Source organism: Deinococcus soli (ex Cha et al. 2016) (assembly GCF_001007995.1).
Classification (GTDB): domain Bacteria; phylum Deinococcota; class Deinococci; order Deinococcales; family Deinococcaceae; genus Deinococcus; species Deinococcus soli.
Window position 1 is genome coordinate 2,129,874 of the sequence record NZ_CP011389.1, and the last position, 19,546, is coordinate 2,149,419.

General features: G+C 70.8%; 18 protein-coding genes. 10 read left to right on the top strand and 8 right to left on the bottom strand.

Features of this window, described 5'->3' with window-relative positions; translation table 11 throughout:
* Positions 1–52: 52 nt before the first annotated feature.
* Together purC and SY84_RS10540 are read right to left on the bottom strand one after the other, a co-directional pair.
* Complete coding sequence (gene purC / locus SY84_RS10535) at positions 53–772, bottom strand: phosphoribosylaminoimidazolesuccinocarboxamide synthase (RefSeq protein WP_046843970.1); 720 nt, start codon at positions 770–772, stop codon at positions 53–55.
* A gap of 312 nt (positions 773–1,084) precedes the next feature.
* Positions 1,085–2,512: a DR2241 family protein gene (locus SY84_RS10540; protein ID WP_046843971.1), complete on the bottom strand. Its 1,428-nt coding sequence runs from the start codon at positions 2,510–2,512 to the stop codon at positions 1,085–1,087.
* A 226-nt stretch (positions 2,513–2,738) separates the two neighbouring features.
* Between SY84_RS10540 and SY84_RS10545 the strand changes: the two genes are divergently transcribed.
* The 4 genes from SY84_RS10545 to SY84_RS10560 all read left to right on the top strand — a co-directional run bounded on the left by SY84_RS10545 (position 2,739) and on the right by SY84_RS10560 (position 7,162).
* Complete coding sequence (locus tag SY84_RS10545; RefSeq protein ID WP_046845138.1) at positions 2,739–3,164, top strand: hypothetical protein; 426 nt, start codon at positions 2,739–2,741, stop codon at positions 3,162–3,164.
* Positions 3,165–3,294: 130 nt separating this feature from the next.
* A complete protein-coding gene (locus tag SY84_RS10550) occupies positions 3,295–4,380 on the top strand; it encodes a M20/M25/M40 family metallo-hydrolase (protein WP_046843972.1) in 1,086 nt (361 codons plus the stop codon).
* Between the two features lie 165 nt (positions 4,381–4,545).
* A complete protein-coding gene (locus SY84_RS10555) occupies positions 4,546–5,865 on the top strand; it encodes a S41 family peptidase (protein ID WP_052751121.1) in 1,320 nt (439 codons plus the stop codon).
* Positions 5,866–5,992: 127 nt separating this feature from the next.
* Positions 5,993–7,162 (top strand): hypothetical protein, encoded by a 1,170-nt coding sequence (locus tag SY84_RS10560; protein ID WP_046843973.1) that lies wholly within the window; start codon positions 5,993–5,995, stop codon positions 7,160–7,162.
* Positions 7,163–7,219: 57 nt separating this feature from the next.
* Here SY84_RS10560 and SY84_RS10565 read toward each other — a convergent pair whose 3' ends face one another.
* From SY84_RS10565 to minD, 5 genes are all read right to left on the bottom strand, one after another.
* On the bottom strand, positions 7,220–8,164 hold the full coding sequence (locus SY84_RS10565) for an aldo/keto reductase family protein (RefSeq protein ID WP_046843974.1): 945 nt from the start codon (positions 8,162–8,164) through the stop codon (positions 7,220–7,222).
* Between the two features lie 89 nt (positions 8,165–8,253).
* The gene (locus SY84_RS10570) at positions 8,254–8,814 is read right to left on the bottom strand and encodes a dihydrofolate reductase family protein (RefSeq protein ID WP_046843975.1); all 561 of its coding nucleotides are present in this window, start codon (positions 8,812–8,814) and stop codon (positions 8,254–8,256) included.
* A gap of 75 nt (positions 8,815–8,889) precedes the next feature.
* Positions 8,890–9,957, bottom strand: coding sequence for an FtsW/RodA/SpoVE family cell cycle protein (locus SY84_RS10575; protein ID WP_046843976.1), 1,068 nt, complete (start codon positions 9,955–9,957; stop codon positions 8,890–8,892).
* 195 nt (positions 9,958–10,152) lie between these two features.
* Positions 10,153–10,404: a cell division topological specificity factor MinE gene (gene minE / locus SY84_RS10580; RefSeq protein WP_046843977.1), complete on the bottom strand. Its 252-nt coding sequence runs from the start codon at positions 10,402–10,404 to the stop codon at positions 10,153–10,155.
* A gap of 1 nt (position 10,405) precedes the next feature.
* A complete protein-coding gene (minD, locus tag SY84_RS10585; RefSeq protein ID WP_046843978.1) occupies positions 10,406–11,206 on the bottom strand; it encodes a septum site-determining protein MinD in 801 nt (266 codons plus the stop codon).
* A 252-nt stretch (positions 11,207–11,458) separates the two neighbouring features.
* Between minD and SY84_RS10590 the strand changes: the two genes are divergently transcribed.
* The 4 genes from SY84_RS10590 (at position 11,459) to SY84_RS10605 (ending at position 16,836) form a co-directional block, all read left to right on the top strand.
* Entirely contained in the window at positions 11,459–13,312 is a 1,854-nt protein-coding gene (locus SY84_RS10590; RefSeq protein WP_081424569.1) for an alpha/beta fold hydrolase, read from the top strand.
* Between the two features lie 107 nt (positions 13,313–13,419).
* Positions 13,420–14,910: a 30S ribosomal protein S12 methylthiotransferase RimO gene (gene rimO / locus SY84_RS10595; RefSeq protein WP_046845141.1), complete on the top strand. Its 1,491-nt coding sequence runs from the start codon at positions 13,420–13,422 to the stop codon at positions 14,908–14,910.
* A 213-nt stretch (positions 14,911–15,123) separates the two neighbouring features.
* A complete protein-coding gene (locus SY84_RS10600; protein ID WP_046843979.1) occupies positions 15,124–15,621 on the top strand; it encodes a hypothetical protein in 498 nt (165 codons plus the stop codon).
* 63 nt (positions 15,622–15,684) lie between these two features.
* On the top strand, positions 15,685–16,836 hold the full coding sequence (locus tag SY84_RS10605) for a prepilin peptidase (protein WP_157882960.1): 1,152 nt from the start codon (positions 15,685–15,687) through the stop codon (positions 16,834–16,836).
* Positions 16,837–16,915: 79 nt separating this feature from the next.
* Here SY84_RS10605 and SY84_RS10610 read toward each other — a convergent pair whose 3' ends face one another.
* The gene (locus SY84_RS10610; RefSeq protein WP_046845142.1) at positions 16,916–17,353 is read right to left on the bottom strand and encodes a hypothetical protein; all 438 of its coding nucleotides are present in this window, start codon (positions 17,351–17,353) and stop codon (positions 16,916–16,918) included.
* Between the two features lie 180 nt (positions 17,354–17,533).
* On the opposite strand from SY84_RS10610, the gene SY84_RS10615 reads away from it, so the two are divergent.
* Both SY84_RS10615 and mobA read left to right on the top strand, forming a co-directional pair.
* The gene (locus tag SY84_RS10615) at positions 17,534–18,979 is read left to right on the top strand and encodes an aldehyde dehydrogenase family protein (protein ID WP_046843981.1); all 1,446 of its coding nucleotides are present in this window, start codon (positions 17,534–17,536) and stop codon (positions 18,977–18,979) included.
* On the top strand, positions 18,976–19,545 hold the full coding sequence (mobA, locus tag SY84_RS10620; RefSeq protein ID WP_046843982.1) for a molybdenum cofactor guanylyltransferase: 570 nt from the start codon (positions 18,976–18,978) through the stop codon (positions 19,543–19,545). The genes SY84_RS10615 and mobA overlap by 4 nt, the downstream gene beginning before the upstream one ends.
* Position 19,546 lies beyond the last annotated feature (1 nt).

Sequence of the window (19,546 nt, forward strand, 5' to 3'; positions counted from 1 at the left end):
GGGAAAGGGCAGACGGGGCGCTCGGGCTGGGCGTTCTGTCAACTTTCAACCATCAACGGGCAGGCGCGGTCACGCGCCGGAGCATTTCCGCGTAGGCGTCTTCCACGCCGCCGAGGTCGCGGCGGAAGCGGTCCTTGTCCATCTTCTCGTTCGTTTCGGCGTCCCAGAAGCGGCAGGTGTCGGGGCTGATCTCGTCGGCCAGGACGACCGTGCCGTCCGCGAGGGTGCCGAATTCCAGCTTGAAATCGATGAGTTTCACGCCGCGCGCCGCGAAGTAAGGCACCAGGAACGCCTGCACGTTCAGCGCCAGTTCACGGATGCGGCTCAGCTGCTCGGGGGTGGCCCAGCCGAGCGCGACGGCGGTGTCCGTGTTGATCAGGGGGTCACCCAGCGCGTCGCTCTTGTAGCAGTACTCCACGACTGGTCGGGACAGTTCGGTGCCTTCCTCGACGCCCAGGCGTTTGCTGAACGACCCGGCGGCCACGTTGCGCACGATGACCTCCACGGGGATGATCGTCACGGCCCGCACGAGCTGCTCGGTCTCTGACAGCTGCCGGATGAAGTGGGTGGGCACGCCCGCCGTTTCCAGCTGCGGGAAGAGGTGCGCGGTGATCGCGTTGTTGATGGCGCCCTTCCCCATGATCTGGGCTTTCTTGACGCCGTTGAAGGCGGTCGCGTCGTCCTTGTACTCCACCACGTACTCGTTCGCGTCGGGGGTGGCGTAGACGCGCTTGGCTTTCCCCTCGTACTTCAGTTCGCCTCTACCGGTCATACGCCCTCCGTGGGGAGCACGCGCTCCCCGGAATGTAGGAAACGCGTCCCCCGAAGCAGAGCGGGGCGACGCTGAAATGTCGCAGAACTGAGCATGTGCAGGCCTCCATCGCCGTCTCTCGGACGGGCTTACCGCTCCCGGTGCGTGGGGTGCGGGGCGTCTCACGGGACGCGGGTGGAAGAGAAGATGTATGCCCGCCCCGGTTGCGGGGCGGTCACCGCTGCGCAGCGTAACACCCCCACGTGAGGCGCACGCGGATGTGTTCAGAGGACTTGGACAACACCCACCCGCAGCCCGGGCGGGGCCGTGGATTCAGTCGTCGCTGGCTGACGCGGCTTTCTTCCGCGCGACTTCCGCGCGGACCTCGGCGACGAGGAACGTGCAGGCTTCCGCGCAGGGCATCCCGCCGGGCACGCCGTCCAGGAACGAGTGCGTCAGGCGCTCCCCGGCCCACAGGCGCGTGCGCAGGCAGGCGGCGCACACGCGCTCGGCGACCCGCTCGACCTGTTCGGGCACGGCGCGCTGCACCTTCGCGTAGATGCCCGTCTGCCGCCGCGCGGTGGTCGCCCAGGGCGTGGGGCGCAGCGCGTGGCAGCCGTGCGCGTACGTTTCCTCCACGACCGCCGGGTAGGTGTAGTGCACGGCGCGGCGCAGGTCGGCCTCGTTCAGCACGGCCCGCCAGCCGCGCGGCAGGCTGCGCAGCGTGTGCACGGGGCGGTGCTCGCCGCCGTCCGTGAAGCGCACCCGGTCGCGCACGCCCTCGGGCGTGACGAGCGTCATCAGGTCGCCGCCCGGGCGGCCCTCGTCCAGCGCGTTGCGGATCTCGAACACGCCCAGTTCCGGCGTGACGAGCAGTTCCCCGACCCGCGCGCCCCGCCGGGCGAGGGTCAGGAACGCCTGCCACGCGGCCTCGTGCCCGCGTTCGGTGTCCCCGCCCGGGCCGCCCGCGCCGCGCGCCTCCTCCGCGAGGTGCAGGATGACCTCCGCGACCGCCGCGTGTGTGCCCACGGGCCGCGCGTAGTGCACCTGCTGCGGGCCGTGCGGGGTGTCCGCGAAGGGCGTGACCACGCCGCTCAGGCCCAGTTCCTCGGGGATGGTCTCCAGGGTGTGCCAGCCCTCGGACGCGAAGAACGGCACGATCACCACGCGTGGGGCCCGCACGAGGTCGGCCCAGCCGGTCACGCGCGGCTCCTCGTCGAGGAACAGGGCGTGCACCTCGCTGAACAGCTCCCGCTCCCGCAGGCGGGCGGCGTTCTCGTAGATCACGCGGCTGCTGTTCTCGTTGCGGGTCGTGCCGTGCCCCAGCACGATCAGTGCCGTCTCGATCCCGTCGGCCGGGCCGTCCGGGCCGAGTTCGGGCAGCACCTCGCGGGCGCGCGCGACGATCACGTCTGCCATGCCCGGGTGCACCCCGTACGGCAGGGTGTAGCGCACGGTGCGGCCCCCGATCACGCGCGCGATCCCCTCGGGCGGCACGGGGCCCTGGTGGCCCAGGCCCAGTTCACGCGGGATGACGGTCTCGGTGAAGTACCCCTCGCTGATGAACATGGGAATCACGGTTACGTCGGTGCTGGCGGTCGTCCGGAGGACCTGCCGCAGCGACGGTTCCTCCTTCCAGTAGCCCTCGATCACCTCGTCGAACAGGCCGCGCGTGCGGATCAGTTCCGCGTAGCGGTACGCGGCGACCGCCGATTCCCCGTTCAGGTGGGACCCGTGACCAATCAGCACCAGTGAGCGCATACAGACCGGACTGTAGCGCCCCGCGCGCCCCGCGAGTGTTCCCCGGATCGCGCCGCCCGGCAGGGGCGGCGCGGGCGAGCAGTGCGGGGCGAGCGTGAACGCCACTGAAGGTCCCCCTCACGCCCACCCGGGCCGGGGGCGGGTAGCGTGAACGGCGTTGCCCCTGAACCCCACGCCCCGCGCGGCGAGCCGCTGCCTGCGCCCCCACCACCCCGGAGGTACCCGCATGTTCTTCCAGCAGAAAGACCGTCACGAGCAGATGGCTCGACTCGACCCCCGCGACACGAACGGCGACGGGCAGGTCAGCCCCCAGGAAGCCGCCGCGTACATCCAGGACTACCTCCAGCAGGCCAGCCCCGAGGAACGCAACCAGATCCTGCGCGACTACGTGGGCGGCATGAGCCCCGAGCAGCGCCGCGAGATGGGCGACGCCATCGTGCGCAGCCCCGCCAACCCCGTCACCCAGGTCCGCCACGACGACGACAACGACCTCGTGGACGCCTATACCCGCACCGCGCAGGCCCCCGCGCAGGACGGCAAGAGCCCCCTCGAGGCCGCGTTCGCGCCCGGCGGGATGCTCAGCAGCCCCCTGGTGAAGGCCGGACTGGTCGGGCTGGCCGGCATGATCGGCAGCCGCATGCTGCGCCGCTGAGCCCCACCGCACCCCCCGGGCCCGCGCGCCCTGGCTGCCTTCCGGCGGCCGGGACGCGCGGGCCGCCTCGCTGGGACAGGGGCGCTGATCTGGGCATCCGCCCGGGCAGGCGCACGTACAATGGCGCGCAATGCCCCTGACGTACCTCAAGCGCATCGCCCAGACGCCCGCCCCGACCTTCCACGAGGAGCGGCGCGCGGACCTGATCGCGGGCCTGTGGACGGACCTGGGCTACGCGGTCGAGCGCGACGAGGCCGGCAACGTCCTGACCCGCCTCACGCCCCCCGGCACCGAGGGCCTCCCGGCTCTGCTGCTCGCCTCGCACCTCGACACCGTGTTCGACGCGGACACCGACGTGACCGTCCGCGAGGAGGGCGGGCGGCTGGTGGGACCCGGCGTGGGCGACAACAGCGCCAGCCTGGCCGTCATGACCGCGCTGCTGCGCGACCTGCGGGAGCGGCCCGCCCCGCTGCGCCGCCCGCTGTGGATCGCCGCGAACGTCGGCGAGGAAGGCCTGGGCGACCTGCGCGGCGCCAAGCACCTGCTGCGCGCCCATCGCCCGCAGCTGGGCGCGTTTCTGGCCGTGGACGGCTACCTGGGTATCGCCGTGACCCGCGCCGTGGGCGTGCGCCGCTACCGCGCCACGTTCATCGGGCCCGGCGGGCACTCCTGGGGCGATCAGGCGCCCAGCGCCCTGCACGCCCTGGGCCGCGCGATCAGCGCCCTGTACGCCCTGCACCTGCCCGTCAACCCGCGCACCACCCTGAACGTGGGCGTCGCGACCGGGGGGACCAGCGTGAACTCCATCGCGGGCACCGCCGAACTGCTGCTGGATCTGCGCTCCCTGGACGGCGAGGTGCTGGGCGATCTGGACCGCCGGGCCGTGGCGGCCCTGCACGCCGCGGCGCGCGAGGCAGGCGTGAAACTGCACCTGGAACGCGTCGGGGACCGCCCGGGCGGTGACCTGCGCGGCGAGGCGCTGCTGGACCTGGTGCGCGAGGCCAGCCGTGACGGCCGCATCGACCTGCGCGTGGCGAGCAGCAGCACCGACGCGAACGCCGCCGTCCCGCACGACCTGCCGGCCCTGGCCGCCGGGGTGTACCGCGGCGGGAACGCGCACCGCACCGACGAGTGGGTGCAGGTCAGCAGCCTCACGCCGGGTCTGAAGTTCCTGCGGCGTGTGGTCGAGCTGTACCAGCGCCGCCCGGTCCGCTGACGTCCGGGCACTGGGGCGGGACACTCGGGGTGAGACGCTGACCCGCCGCGCAGCACGCCCCCGGTCGGGGGGGGATTTGGGCGTCCTGGCGGGCGAATCCTGTGACTTCTGTCGCAATCGCCGCCCACCAAATTCCCATGCGTGCGGCGCACAATACGGGGACCGATGAACGCCCCGTACACCCTGACCGCCCGGCCCTTCCTCCGCGTCGCGCGAGCGGCAGGCCTCACGGCGCTGCTGCTGGGCGGCAGCCTCGCGCCCGCCCGGGCGCAGGGCGTGGTGTCCCCCGCTCAGGACCTTTTCAACCGCGTCAACCAGCTCATCCAGAACGAATACGGCGGGCTGTCTGGCGTGGACCGCGCCGCGCTGACCCGCGAGTACCAGACCCGGCTCGACAACGTCTGCGCGCCTGCGCCCGACACCTGCGCCGAGGCGAAGGCCTACCCGGTCGTGGAGGCCGAACTGACCGCGCTGGGCGACGAGCATTCCTTCTTCCAGACGCCCGAGGACTACCGCGACTTCCGCGCCAGCGTCACGGGCGGCAACCGGTTGCAGTTCGGCGTGAAGCTGGGCGCGCTGGACGGCCAGAACCGCGTCGTGACCGAGGTCGTGCCCGGCAGCGCCGCCGAGGAGGCCGGGCTGCGGCGCGGGGACGTGCTGCTCACCATCGACGGGAAGGCGTACACCTACGAGAACCTCCGCGCGGCGCGCGAGAAGGGCCAGACCATCACCCTGGGCGCCGAGCGGCTGGGGCAACCCCTGGCGCTGACCATCACGGCGCGTGAGAGCAGCACCGTGGACCTGCCGCGCCTGAGCTTCGTGCCCGCCAGTACCGGTCAGGCCGCCGTGATCCGCATTCCGACCTTCCTGTCGGGCGGCGGGGTCGCGCAGCGCGTGCACGATCTGGTCGGGCAGGCGCAGGCGCGCGGCGCGAGCGGCGTGATCGTGGACCTGCGCGGCAACACCGGCGGCAGCCTCGCCGAGTGCGACAGCTCGGTCAGTGCGTTCGTGCCGAACCTGACCCGGCTGGCCCGCAGCGCCGATGGCAACGCCCGCACGGTCGTGAGCCGCGGCACCCGACTGGAAGACGGGCGACTGGCGGGCAGCGTCCGCAACCCGAACCTCTGGAGCGGGCCGATGGCTGTGCTTGTGGACGAGGGGAGCGCCTCGTGCAGCGAGTTCTTCGCGTTCGAGATCCAGTACGCCCGGCGCGGCCCGGTCCTGGGCGAGCAGACCGCCGGGGTGGGCAACACCGCCACCCGCGTCTTCCCGGTGGGCGAGGGCGCGCTGCAACTGACCATCCTGAACTACGCCAAACCCGACGGCACCCCCTACCCCGTCAGTGTCACCCCGGACGTGGTGCGCGAGCAGAACGAGGCCACCACCCGCGAACTCACGCGTGGCGTGGACAGCCTCCTGAGCGCCGGGGTGGACGCCCTGAGCGGCGCGCCCACCCTGGGCCTGAACCCCTTCGGGCGGCCCTGACCCCCGCTCCTCAGCGCGGCCCACCGGATGCGGCGGGGCCGCGTTGCCGCTGCTGCGCAGCCTGCTGCCCCGCGATGCCGGACGCGCCGCGCGCCCCGGGCCCCGCGCAGGGCCTATCCTCCGGGGCATGAGCGACATCGCAGAACGCTACGTGCGGCTGGCCCACGCCATCGACGCGCACTCCGAGGGCTTCATCGACGGGTACGGCGGCCCGCAGGACTGGGCCGTTCGGGAGACACGCGACCCGCAGGCGCTGCGGGACGAGGCGCAGGCCCTCCTGGCGGACGTGGCGGGCGTGCCCGAACCCGAGCGGCGCGCGTGGCTGGAGGTGCAGGTGCGCGCCATGCACACCATGACCCGCCTGCTGTCCGGCGAGGCGATCCCCTACGCCGACGAGGTGCGCGGCCTGTACGACATCGAACCTCGCCGCGCCGACCTGGGCACGCTGGACGCCGCACTGGCCGAACTGGACGCCGTGCTGCCCGGCAGCGGCCCCCTGCCCGCGCGCGAGGAGGCCCTGCGGGCCCGGCTGGCCGTGCCGCGCGGCGAGATCCTGCGGGTGGCGCAGCCGATCCTGGCCGAACTGCGCGCCCGCGTCACCGAGCGTTTCGGTCTGCCCCAGGGCGAGGACTTCAGCATCGAACTCGTCACCGACAAGCCCTGGAGCGGGTACAACTGGCCGCTGGGGAACCTGAAGAGCCGCATCGACATCAACACCGACCTCCCGGTGCTGCTGCCCGCCCTGCCCGACCTGATGGCGCACGAGGGCTACCCCGGCCACCACACCGAGCACGCCACCAAGGAAGCGCTGCTCGTGCGGGAACGTGGCTGGCACGAGCACGGCATCCAGCTCATCAACGCGCCGGAATGCGTCGTGTCCGAGGGCATCGCCGTGAACGCCCTGCGCGCCGTGATGACCCGCGAGGAACTGGAGGCGTGGCTGACCGGCGACCTCGCCGCGCTGGCCGGCGTGGACCCCGAGGACATCCGCACGTTCCTGGCCGCCAGCCACGTCAAGAAGGCGCTGGGGGGCGTGAGCGGCGAGGCCGCCATGCGCCTGCACGCCGACGGCGCCCCCGAGGCCGAGGTGCTGGACTTCCTGCGCACCTACGCCCTGGCCAGCGACGCCCGCGCCGCGCAGTCCCTGCGGTTCATCCAGAACCCGAACTTCCGCGCGTACATCTTCACGTACTCGGTCGGCGGGGACCTCGTGGGTGCCGAACTCGACCGGGGCGGCGCAGGCGCCTACGCGCGGCTGCTGCGCGAACCCGTCACGCCCGGCCAGCTGCGCAGCTGAACGCCAGCAGCGGGGGGAGGGGAGACCGGCGCCTCACCCTCCCCCGCCCCGTGCAGATCAGCGCTTGAGGATGCGCTCGATCTGCTCCACGGCGTCGCTGCTCAGGCGCACGCCCGCCGCCTTGACGGTGTCCTCAATCTGCTGAACCTTTGTGGCGCCCGTGATGACGCTGCTCACGCCCTTCTGGCGCAGGATCCAGGCCAGGGCCAGCTGCGCGCGGGTGATGCCCAAGTCGTCCGCAACCTGTTTCAGGTCGCGCACCTTCTGGATGTTCTCCTCCGTCAGGAAGTTCTTGCCCCAGTTCTCCTTCTCGGTCAGGCGCGCGCCCTCGGGCTTGCCCGCGTCGTACTTGCCGGTCAGCAGGCCCATCGCCAGGGGGCTCCAGACGACCAGGCCCACGCCCGCCTCCTCGGTGTAGGGGAGGATCTCGCCCTCGACGCGGTCGCGGCGGATCATGGAGTACTCGGGCTGCTCGGTGACGGGCGCGTGCAGGCCGTTGGCCCGCGCGAACTCGACCGCCTGCGCGATACGCGCCGCGGGCCACATGCTCGTGCCCCAGTACAGCGCCTTGCCGTCACGGATGACCTGATCGAAGGCCATGACGATCTCCTCCATGGGCACGTCCGGGTCGTAGCGGTGCGCGAAGTAGATGTCGAGGTGATCGGTGCCCAGTCGCTTCAGGCTCCCGTCGATGCTGTGCAGGATGTGCTTGCGGCTCAGGCCACGGTCGTTCACGTCGTCACTCATGGGCCAGTAGACCTTCGAGCTGATGACCAGCGTGTGACGGGGGAACTCCTTGAGGGCGGCGCCCATGAGTTCCTCGCTGCGGCCCTTGGCGTAGATGTCGGCCTGATCGAAGAAGTTCACGCCGCCCTCGTACGCGGCGGTGACGATCTCGCGCACCATCGCCGAGGCGTCCTGGTTGATGCCGTAGGTTTCCCAGCCGCCCAGGGCGACTTCACTGACCTTCAGACCACTCCTGCCGAGGTTCCGGTATTCCATGCGCGACACTTTATCTCTTAAAGCATTCGCAGCACGTCAGATGGAGACTGGATAAAGAAAGCCTCATCACCATCCCCCGCACCTGTGGATCAGCGCCGCACCCGGTAAGAGTCCTGCACCAGCCCAGACCCGAACGCCTGCGTGCCCTGGTGGACCCACCACACGTCCCCGCCCAGCGGACCGAACAGAGGGATCCCCTCGCCCAGCAGCACCGGCACGCGCGTCACGGTCAGCTCATCCAGCAGTCCCGCCCGCAGGAACGCCTGCACGGTCCGCCCGCCGTCCACGTACACGCCCCCCACGCCCTGCTCGCGCAGGTCCGCCGCCAGGACCTCCACCGGCCCCGGGTGGACCTCGACCCCCTCGCGCCGCAGGTCCTCCGGGATGTCCGCCGCCGTCAGGGTGCGGCTCAACACCACCAGCCGCTTACCCGCGTACGGCCACGGCCGGAACGCCCGCACCGCCCCGAAGGTCGCGCGGCCCATCACGACCACCTCCACGCCCGCCATGAACGCCCCGAAGCCGTGATCCTCACCCGACGGGGCGGGCACCCCGTCCGGCGTGGCGCCCGGCAGCCAGTCCAGCCGCCCGTCGGGCCGCGCGATGAACCCGTCCAGACTGGTCGCGATGAACACCCGGAAGGTCGTCATGCCCCCAGCCTACCCGGCCCCCGCCCGGTTGCCCATCCGCTAGGTTGCCCATCCGTCATGCGGCTCAGACGGCGGTCAGATCTGCCCGTCCAGCCGGTCGCGGTACACCACGTACGCCACGCCCAGCGTCGTCAGGGTGGCGACCAGACTGCTCAGGCCGTAGCTGATCAGCGGCAGCGTGATGCCCGTCAGCGGCAGCACGCTCAGGGCCGCGCCGATGTTCTCGATCACCTGAAAGCCGATCTGCCCCAGGATCCCCGCGAACAGCACCTGATCCTGCAACCTCGGCGACTGCGCCGCCATGCCCGCCAGCCCCCAGAACAGCGCCCCGTACAGCGCCAGCACCCCCAGCGCCCCGACCAGTCCCTGCTCCTCCGCCCAGGTGCTGAACGCGAAATCCGTGTGCGCCTCGGGCAGGAACCCGTTGTGCGACTGACTGCCCTGCTTGTACCCCTTGCCCTCCACGCCGCCCGACCCGACCGCGATGATGCTCTGGATCACCTGATACCCCGCCCCGCGCGGATCCTGGTACGGATTCACGAAGATCGTCAGGCGCTTCTGCTGGTACGGTTCCAGGTGCGGGAACAGCACGGTCGGGACCGTCACGCCGACCGCCAGGACCGCCAGCGCCGCGTGCCACCACGGGATGCGCGCCGCGAGCAGCATCACGCCGAACATGACGCTCAGGACCATCGCGCCGCCGAAGTCGTTCACGACGACCAGTCCCACCGCCGGGAGGAACACCGCCAGCGCCCGCGCGTACGTCGGCAGTCCCTTGAAACCGCCGCGCAGCACGAGGGCCAGCATCAGGATCAACGCCAGTTTCGTGATCTCCAGCGGCTGGAACTGCAGCGGCCCCAGCATGATCCAGTTCTTCTGCCCGTTCACTTCCTTGCCGATCACCAAGGTACTCGCCTGCAGCAGCAGCGCCAGCCCGAACAGATGCGGCGCGAAGCGGTAGATCCGGTCGCGGCCCGCCCACCACAGCACGCCCAGCGGCACGGCCGCCAGCAGCACGCCCAGCACCTGCTTCACGAAGATGCCCTCCGAGGCGCGCGGCGACAGCGCCGCCGTGCTGACCGTCAGCAGGCCCGCTGCCAGCAGCAGGGCGATGATCACGGGAAAACGCAGGTCGTACTTCACGGGGCACTCCGGGCGGGGCAGGTCACGCCCCCAGCGTAGGGCCCGGCGACCAGAAAATCCTAAGAGCCGCTGGCCCGACTCTCATCCAGTGATCCCCGGCGGCAGCGCGGGCTGCTTCCCGTCCCCCCGGAACCCGGCAGAAGAGGGAGCGCCAGGCTCAGCCCCCGGCGCCCCTCCGAACCTGCAGGTCCGCGGTCAGCGGGTGCGGCCACCCGTCGGCGGCTCGTCCAGCGGGATGTTCGCCATCAGCACGACCATGTCGCCGCGCTGCTCGATCTCCACGCTGCTGTTCCCCGCCGGGAAGTAGCGCCGCACGACCTCCAGCAGGTCGTTGCGCAGCGCGTCCACCTTGCCGGGCGGAATCTGCGCCCGGTCGTACGCCAGCACCAGCTCCAGGCGGTCCTTGAGCGTCTCCTTGCTGCGGCCCCGCTTCATCCAGGAAAACACGTCACGCCCCCCCGAACAGGCGGCGCAGCGCCGCCAGGAAACCCCGGTCCTCCTCGAACTTCGGGTACGGCACGTCCTCGCCCTTCAGGCGCCGCGCGGTCGCCATGAACGCCTCCCCGGCCTTCGTCTTGCCCAGCACCGCCGGTTCGCCAACGTTCGTGCTCACGATGATCCCCTCGTCCTCCGGGATGATCCCGATCGGTTTCACGCCCAGGATGTCGAGGATGTCCGCCTCGGAGAGCATGTTGCCGCTCGCGACCATCTTCGGGCGCAGGCGGTTGATCACCAGCCGGATCTCATTGACCTGCTGCGCCTCCAGCAGCCCGATGATGCGGTCGGCGTCACGCACGCTGGACACCTCGGGGTTCACCACGACCAGCGCGCCCTCAGCCGGCGCGGCGGCCGTGCGGAACCCCGACTCGATTCCCGCCGGGGAGTCGATCAGGATGCGCGTGAAGCCCTCCTGCTCCACCAGATCCCGCACGACGCCCCGGAACACCTCGGGGTCCAGCGCGTCCTTGTCGCGCGTCTGCGAGGCGGGCAGCAGGTACAGGTTCTCCACGCGCTTGTCGCGGATCAGCGCCTGACTCATGCGGCACTTGCCTTCCAGAACGTCCACGAGGTCGAACACCACGCGGGACTCCAGGCCCATCACCACGTCGAGGTTGCGCAGACCCACGTCCACGTCGATGACGGCGACCTTCTCGCCGAGTTTCGCGAGGGCCGCACCGATATTCGCGGTGGTCGTGGTTTTGCCCACGCCCCCCTTCCCGGACGTGACGACAATCACCTTGGCATTCATGTCCCGGCAGTGTAGCGCGAGTGCATGAGGGGGTGTGGGATGACCTGCGCAGACGCGCCGGGCGGGTGGTGGCGCCACGGAAAGGTGCAGCCGCCTGATGGGGTCATGGCCCACCACGATCTGAATTGAATGTCAAGTCAGTTCGGGATGCACCCGGATGGGGGAGGGCGCTACGATCCGGCCAGGTCACCGCGTGAGCGTGCCATGCACGTTCCATGAAGACCCAGACCTGCACGCACCGGAGGCACCATCATGAAACGAGCGGCCCTCGCCCTGCTGACCCTGACGACCACCCTCGTCGCCTGCAAACCCCCCCAGACGCCCGAAGCGGACGCCCTGAAGCCCTTCACCGGCCAGAAGCTGAACTGGACCACCTGCGACCCCACCATCCTGGGCAGCGACGACACGGATCTGTTCGGGGCGCTCGGCACCCGCCTGAGCTGCGCCGACCTGAGCGTCCCCCTGGACTGGAGCAACCCCGGCGCCGGGAAGGCCAGCGTGTCCCTGATCCGCTACGCCGCCGCCGACAGCAAGAAACGCCAGGGCTCGATCTTCTTCAATCCCGGCGGCCCCGGCGGCGACGGCCTGCCCTTCGCGCCCCTGTTCGGTTTCTACTGGGAAAACGGCGTCATCGACACGCCCGCCGCCGAGAACCTGAACGCCATGACCCAGCAGTTCGACCTGATCGGCTTCTCCCCGCGCGGCGTGGGCGCCAGCACCCGCCTGAACTGCGGCACGAACGAACTGAGCGCCCCCATCCGCCCGCCCGCCACGGACCGCAGCGAGGCGAACATCCAGGCCATGATCCGTGAGGGGAAACTGACCGCCCTGGCCTGCCAGAAAAACCCCATCACGCCCTTCGTGAACACCGACGCGACCGCCCGCGACCTGAACCTCGCGCGGCAGCTCATGGGCGACCAGAAACTGAACTACATCGGGTACTCGTACGGCACGTGGCTGGGCTCCTGGTACGCCAAGCTGTTCCCCGAACACACCGGCCGCATGCTGCTCGACGGGAACACGTCCTTCAACGCGCCCTTCGAGGAAACCTTCGGCTTCCAGCCCATGGCCTTCGAACGGGACTTCCGTGACGCGGTCGCCCCGTACCTGGCGCGGCAGAACGCGTACTTCGGGCTGGGCGCGACCGGCAGTGACGTGTACGCCACGCAGAACGGCCTGGAAGAGAACCTGCGCTTCATCACCAGCCGCTACATCGCGCAGTTCATGTACGGCCGCGACAACCTGCCCCTGATCGGCGTCGTCCTGAAACCCGCCGCCGTGCTCAGCGGCCTGATCAGGACCAACCCCGCCGCCACGACCGACGAACTGGGCGCCCTGGCCCTGAAGCAGACGTACTTCCCGGACGCCGAGACCAACGACCTGGCCCGGCAGCTGGCGCTGATGTTCCTCCAGATCCGCGAGGACGTGCGTAACCCCGCGCCGAGCCCCATTGAGCTGGACGCGTCCTCCTCGGTGTTCACGGCCGTGACCTGCAACGACACCGCCTGGACCACCGACCTGACCGCCGCCCGCGCCCGCGACGAGCAGGACGCCAGGTCGTACCCGCTGCTCGGCGGGGCCTCGGTCGCCAACGCCTGCCACCAGTGGAAGGGCGGCCCCAGCGTCAAGCAGCCCGCCATTCCCGCGAACATGCCGCCCGTCCTGATGCTCCAGAACGAACTCGATCCCGCCACCGCGCAGGAAGGCGCCCTGAAGGCCCTGAACAGCACGCCGGGCGCGAAGATGATCTTCATTGACGACGAGCCGCAGCACGCCGCGTTCCCGTACGGCACCGCCTGCGTGGACACGCCCATCACCGAGTACTTCCTGACCGGCAAGATGCCCACCGACAAGCTGAGCACCTGCGCGGCCCTGCCGCTGCCCGGCGAGAAGACCGTCGTGCCCGTCAAGACGCTGAACGTGCAGAGCGGCGCGCTGTGCTTCGCGCAGCCCATCCTGCGCAGCCTCTCGCTGCGTGAGCAGCGGCTGAGCTACGCCAAGCTGGAGATGCGCCGCATCATCGACCGCACCGCCCAGGGCCTGCTGGCGGGCCGCACGCTCCGCCCGGACCTGAACGGTCAGCTGACCGTCCGCGACTGCCAGTAAGCGCCCACCTGTAATCCAGTTCCGACCCCCTGCGGCCCGTCACGGTAGAGTGGCGGGCTGAATGCCGTGCCCCCGCCCGAGCGGGTGTGGCGTGGCGAGGAGTGAGCATGACGGAAGCAGTGAAGCCCGCCACCGCGGGCGCGAGGAAGGTGGGGTTCATCAGCCTGGGGTGCCCGAAGGCGCTGGTGGACAGCGAGCGGATCCTGACGCAGCTGCGCGTCGAGGGGTACGAGGTCGCGCCCAGTTACGAGGACGCGGACGCGGTGATCGTGAACACGTGCGGGTTCATCACGCCCGCCGTGGAGGAGTCCCTGAACGCGATCGGCGAGGCGCTGGACGCGACGGGGAAGGTCATCGTGACCGGCTGCCTGGGCGAACGCCCGGAGAAGATCATGGAGCGCCACCCGAAGGTCGCGGCCATCACCGGGAGTGAAGCCGTGGATGACGTGATGGGGCACGTGCGCACCCTGCTGCCCATCGAGACGGACGCCTTCACGGGCCTGCTGCCGGTCGCGGCGCCCGGCACGCGCGCTGGGGCGGAGCAGCCCGCGCGCGAGGACACCCGGCACGGGGATGTGTTCGCGCCCAGCGTGAAGCTCACGCCGCGCCACTACGCGTACGTGAAGATCGCCGAGGGCTGCAACCACACCTGCTCGTTCTGCATCATCCCGAAACTGCGCGGCCTTCAGGTGTCGCGCGATGCCGGCGCGGTGCTGTACGAGGCGTTCCGCCTGATCGCGGGTGGCACGAAGGAACTCATGATCATCAGCCAGGACACCAGCGCGTACGGCGTGGACGTCCGCTACCGCGAGTCCGAATTCCAGGGCGAGCAGGTCCGCGCGCACCTGACCGACCTCGCCGTGAAGCTCGGGGAGATGGGCGCGTGGGTGCGCATGCACTACGTGTACCCGTACCCGCACGTCGAGAAGATCGTGGAACTCATGGCTGCGGGCAAGATCCTCCCGTACCTGGACGTGCCGCTGCAGCACGCCAGTCCGAAGGTGCTGCGCGCCATGCGCCGCCCCGGTGCGGGCAAGCAGCTGGACACCATCCGCCGCTGGCGCGAGATCTGCCCGGAACTGGTCATCCGCTCGACGTTCATCGTGGGCTTCCCCGGTGAGACCGAGGAGGACTTCCAGGAGCTGCTGACGTTCCTGGAGGACGCCCGCCTGGACCGCGTGGGGGCCTTCGCGTACAGCGACGTCGAGGAAGCGGACGCGAACGCGCTGCCCGGCGCGGTGCCGCAGGAGGTCAAGGAGGAGCGCCTGGCGCGGTTCATGGAGGTCGCCCAGCGCATCAGCGCCGAGAAGCTGGTCGAGAAGGTCGGGACCGTGATGGACGTGATCATCGATGAGTTCAACGACGACGAGGACGACCAGCCCGGCACGAAACTGATCGGCCGCACGAAGGGCGACGCGCCCGGCATCGACGGGCAGGTGTACGTGTACGCCGCCGACTTCGCCGGGGCCGTGAAGATCGGGGACATCGTGCGCGTGCGCATCGAGGACAGCGACGAGTACGACCTGTACGGCGAGGTCGTCGAGACGCCCGAGTGGCGCCCCAACGTGCCGCAGCTGGGTCACTTCGGCAAGCACTGAACTCCGGTGGCCGGGCTGTCCTGTGGCCGGCCACCCGAGCAGCGCGAGAAGGAGTCTGACGGAGGCCGGGCGTGGAGTGGGCCGGTGGGTGATGTTCCGACCGGTTCACGGAACAGACGGTCTCCGGACGGATTGGGGGTGGGCTGCCTGGGCGGCCTACCCCTTCACCGTTTCCGGGCGGCAGCTCACGTCGGGATGGGGGAGACTGCGGGGGTGATCCGACTGCACTTCAATCGCACGGGGCGGCAGCCGACGACGTGGCTGCTGGACGTGCCGATCTTCACGGTCTGCCCGAACTGCGCCTTCACGCCACCCGAGGCGCGGCGGTACGTGGGCAGTCGCTACGGTCTGGTCGGCAGTTTCACCTGCGCGGCGTGCGGGGCGAAGGTGACGATCACCGACGGCGACTGCTACCCCCCAGTCCGCTTCACGGCGGACGTGCCGGGCAAGCCGCAGGTGTCGTTCATCTACGAGGATGTGTACCGCCTGAACTGGGCGGATCTGGAACGGGCCGGGGCCGCGCTCTGCACCTCCCTGATTCCAGCGGGCGAGAAGGGGTATGTGGACGTCGAGGCGGCCCTGCGCGCCCTGGAGGTCGAGATCGCCCGCCTGAACCTCCCGCACGCCCCGGCCCCCCTGCCGGACGGCGTGACGTGGGTGCCGCTGCCGCTGCGCGCGTGGCTGGACGCGCTGCACACGCTGGGGGTGTGACCGGGGTGGGTGGCTGGGAGGGTCTGCAAGACACCCGTGATGAATGTTCCCTACACTGCCGGGGTGACCCCTGACGTCCTTCTCGTGATCTTCGCCGGGCTGCTGGGCCTGCTGGTGGGCTCGTTCTCGAATGTGCTCATCTGGCGGCTGCCGCGCGGGGAGAGTGTCGCGTTCCCGCCCAGCCACTGCCCGAACTGCGACCACCGCCTTGGCGTCGCCGATCTGGTGCCCGTGTTCTCCTGGCTGAGCCTGGGTGGGAAGTGCCGCTACTGCAAATCTCCCATCAAGGCGCGCTACCCGGTCGTGGAACTCCTGACCGGGATCGGGTACGCGGCCATCGCGGCGCTGTTCCCGCCGCTGACGGTCGGCTGGGGCGCGCTGGGCCTGATGGTGCTGTTCACCCTGCTGCTGGTGGGCAGCGCCATCGACCTGGACACGTACACCATTCCCGACGAGCTGACCCTGCCCGGCGTGGCGCTGGGCGTCCTGTTCGGCTTCCTGAACGGACAGGCGGGCGTGGAGGGCCTCCCGGACCTTGCGGGCGCGGTGCAGGGCGCGCTGCTGGGCGCCGGGGTGGTCGTGGCGATCAACCAGTTCGGGTCGTGGGTGCTGCGCCGCTTCCGCGAGCGCTCCTTCCCGGAATTCCCCATCGGGTACCAGCAGATCAGCCTCGGCCTTCTGGCGGGCGCGTGGCTCGGGCCGTGGTGGGGGGCGGGCGTGGGCCTGCTGTCTACCCTGGTGAACGTCGCGGCGCGCCGCGTGATCCGCATCCCGGAACTGCTCACGCTGGGCGGGCTGCTCGTCAGCGTGATGCTGGGCAGCGCCGGGTACGGCCCGGGCATGATCCTGATGGTGCAGGGCGCTCTGGCGGCCGCTGGGGCGGTGTCGCTCGCCTGCGGCGTGTACTGGTGGCTCCACTGGCGCCGCCACCGCGAGGACGACGGCGCCGCCGACGACACGCAGGTGGACGCCAGCGCCATGGGCTTCGGGGACGTGAAACTCGCCGCCGTGATCGGCGCGTTCCTGGGCTGGGAGCGGCTGCTGCTGGCGCTGGTCGTCGCGGTGTTCGCCGGGGCGATCTTCGGCGTGGTGCAGCTCGCCACGCGCAGCGAAAACCGCGTGAAGTTCGGGCCGTTCCTCGCGCTGGGCGCCGTGGTGGCCCTGCTGTGGGGCGGCGCGCTGATCGGCGGTTACCGCGAGATGCTGGGCCTGTGAACGGGTGAGGGCTGATGGACGGAAGCGTGGGAGCCAGAGGTTCGAGTCCTCCGGCCCCCACGCTGTTTGATGCCGGGGTTTACATCTTGACGCTGGTGCAGGTCACGCCGGCGTCGGCGGGCGCGCCGGTGGCGTCCTTGGCGGTGTGGATGTTGAAGTACGTCGCGTTCATGACGTCGGCGGCCGCCACGCTGCCGGACAGTTTCAGCATGCCCATCGCGTCACTCTGGCCGACGATGGCGCTGCTCATGATGGGCGCGCCGCCGCTGCTGCACGGGTCGGTGCTGGCGGTGCCCTGCACGTGGTAGTGCGCGACGTAGTAGGTGTTCGGGGCGAGGCCGCTGACCATGGCGCTGGTCATGACGGTCATCCCGTCGCGGGTGGTGGTCACGGTGCCGCTGGAGCTCAGGGCGCCGCCCGCCGGCTGCTTGGCCAGCGTGTAGGTCATGGGGGCGTACATCATGGCGCAGGAACCGAGGGCCAGGGCCAGGGCGGGCATGAACAGAATCTTTTTCATGATGGTGCCTCCGTTGAACTGGTTTGAACGGGGCAGTCTGTGCCTGATCACGTGGCGCAGAGTGTCAGGACGCTCCCTTTGTGACGGGTCGCTGAAGGGCGGCTGAAGGCGCGGTGCAGACTTATACTGGGTTCAATCCCTCCCGGTTTCCGGCCCGTTCCCAGTTCACGAGGTGCGACCATGACGCAGACCCAGCCGCTCCCCACCGACCTCCAGGCGCTGTTCGAGCGTCAGCGTGCGCACCGCTGGACGGCCGCGCAGAGCACCCCGGCCCAGCGGCAGGCGATCCTGCGCCGCCTGCACGACGCGGTCAGGGGCCGCCGCGTGCCCCTGGCCGACGCCCTGCGCGCCGACCTGGGTAAGAGCCGCGCCGAGGCCGAGGTCACCGAACTGCACCCCGTCCTGGAGGAGATCCAGCACGCCATCCGCCGCCTGCCGCGCTGGATGGCCGCCCGGCGCGTGGACACCCCGGTCGTGCTGGCGGGCGCACGCAGCGAGATCCAGCCGCAGGCGCGCGGCGTCACGCTGGTCCTCAGCCCCTGGAACTACCCCGTGAACCTCGCCCTGGCGCCGCTGATCGCGAGCCTCGCGGCGGGGAACACCGTCATCCTGAAACCCAGCGAGAAGGCCCCCAACGTGGCCCGCGCGCTGCGCGAGCTGCTGGAGGCCACCTTCGACCCGGCGCTCGTGGCCGTCGTGGAGGGCGACGCGGACGCCGCCCGCTTCCTGACCGAACTGCCCTTCGACCACATCTTCTTCACGGGCAGCACCGCCGTCGGCAAGCACGTCATGCGCGCCGCGAGCGCCAACCTGACCAGCGTCACGCTGGAACTGGGCGGCAAGAGCCCCGCCCTGATCGACCGCAGCGCCGACCTGAACCTGACCGCCGAACGGCTCGCGTGGGGCAAACTGCTCAACGCCGGGCAGACCTGCGTCGCCCCCGACTACGCCCTGGTGCCCGAGGCGCAGCGCGACGCGCTGATCCTGCGCCTGGACGAGGTCATCGCCCGTCGCTACGGCGACCGCGCGTGGCTGCGCGCCGGACCCGACTACGGCCGCATGGTGGACGCCACCAGCGTCGAGCGGCTGCACAACCTGACCCGCCAGAGCGTGCAGATGGGCGCCCGGATCGTGCTGGGCGGCGAGTTCAGCCCCGCCGAGCGCTTCATCTCACCGACCGTCGTGGCGGACGTCACGCCCGACATGCCCCTGATGCAGGAGGAACTGTTCGGCCCGGTCCTCCCGGTCGTCACGTACCGCTCGCTGGACGACGCGCTGAACCTCATCCGCCGCCTGGACGCTCCCCTTGCGCTGTACCTGTTCAGCGGTGACGACGCCGTGACCCGCCGCGTGCAGCGCGAGACGACCAGCGGCGGCATGGTCGTGAACGGCACCGTCGTGCACCTCAGCAACCCGCACCTGCCCTTCGGCGGCGTCGGCCCCAGCGGCATGGGCAGCTACCACGGCGAGCACGGCTTCCGCGCCTTCAGCCACGAACGCGCCGTCCTGACCGAACCTGCCCGCAGCCCCGTGCGCTTCTTGTACCCCCCCTACGGCCGCCCCGGCCCACGGCTGGTCGCGTGGGCGCTGCGCCTCCTCGAACGCCAGAGCGGTCCGCGCGAATGACCCGGGAGCCCTGGGCCGACGTGACCGGCGTCGTCACCGCCGGGGGCCGCTCCAGCCGCTTCGGGAGCGACAAGGCCCTCGTGACCTGGCAGGGCCGCACGCTGCTGGACCGCGCCTGCACGCCGCTGGACCACGCCGCCACGCGCCTGATCATCGCGCCCGAGGGCCGGTACCAGATGCCCGGCTGGCGCGTCACGCCCGACACCCGCCCCGGCGAGGGCCCCCTGGCCGCCCTGGAGGCCGCGCTGCACGCTGCGCCGGACGGCTGGGTGGCCTTCACCGGCGTGGACCTGCCCTGCCTGACCCGCGACTACTGGGATACGCTGCTCGCTGCCCGCGCGCCCGGCGTGCTCGGCGTGCAGGCCCTCGACGGGTTGAGGCGCCCCCAGCCGCTCGCCGCGCTGTACCACACCAGCCTGCGCGCCCACGTCACCGACCTGCTCGACATGGGCGAACGCCGCCTGCGCTTCGCCGTTCTGGCCGGGCAGGTCCGCCACGTGCCCGGCCTGGACCCGGCCCTGCTGCGCAACGTGAACACGCCTGCCGACCTGCCCGGCACCCGCTGAA

Excerpts from the sequence above, each read along its gene's own strand:
- purC (WP_046843970.1), bottom strand. The coding sequence starts at position 772 with ATGACCGGTAGAGGCGAACTGAAGTACGAGGGGAAAGCCAAGCGCGTC.
- SY84_RS10540 (WP_046843971.1), bottom strand. The coding sequence starts at position 2,512 with ATGCGCTCACTGGTGCTGATTGGTCACGGGTCCCACCTGAACGGGGAA.
- SY84_RS10545 (WP_046845138.1), top strand. The coding sequence starts at position 2,739 with ATGTTCTTCCAGCAGAAAGACCGTCACGAGCAGATGGCTCGACTCGAC.
- SY84_RS10550 (WP_046843972.1), top strand. The coding sequence starts at position 3,295 with ATGCCCCTGACGTACCTCAAGCGCATCGCCCAGACGCCCGCCCCGACC.
- SY84_RS10555 (WP_052751121.1), top strand. The coding sequence starts at position 4,546 with ATGAACGCCCCGTACACCCTGACCGCCCGGCCCTTCCTCCGCGTCGCG.
- SY84_RS10560 (WP_046843973.1), top strand. The coding sequence starts at position 5,993 with ATGAGCGACATCGCAGAACGCTACGTGCGGCTGGCCCACGCCATCGAC.
- SY84_RS10565 (WP_046843974.1), bottom strand. The coding sequence starts at position 8,164 with ATGGAATACCGGAACCTCGGCAGGAGTGGTCTGAAGGTCAGTGAAGTC.
- SY84_RS10570 (WP_046843975.1), bottom strand. The coding sequence starts at position 8,814 with ATGACGACCTTCCGGGTGTTCATCGCGACCAGTCTGGACGGGTTCATC.
- minD (WP_046843978.1), bottom strand. The coding sequence starts at position 11,206 with ATGAATGCCAAGGTGATTGTCGTCACGTCCGGGAAGGGGGGCGTGGGC.
- SY84_RS10590 (WP_081424569.1), top strand. The coding sequence starts at position 11,459 with ATGAAACGAGCGGCCCTCGCCCTGCTGACCCTGACGACCACCCTCGTC.
- rimO (WP_046845141.1), top strand. The coding sequence starts at position 13,420 with ATGACGGAAGCAGTGAAGCCCGCCACCGCGGGCGCGAGGAAGGTGGGG.
- SY84_RS10610 (WP_046845142.1), bottom strand. The coding sequence starts at position 17,353 with ATGAAAAAGATTCTGTTCATGCCCGCCCTGGCCCTGGCCCTCGGTTCC.
- SY84_RS10615 (WP_046843981.1), top strand. The coding sequence starts at position 17,534 with ATGACGCAGACCCAGCCGCTCCCCACCGACCTCCAGGCGCTGTTCGAG.
- mobA (WP_046843982.1), top strand. The coding sequence starts at position 18,976 with ATGACCCGGGAGCCCTGGGCCGACGTGACCGGCGTCGTCACCGCCGGG.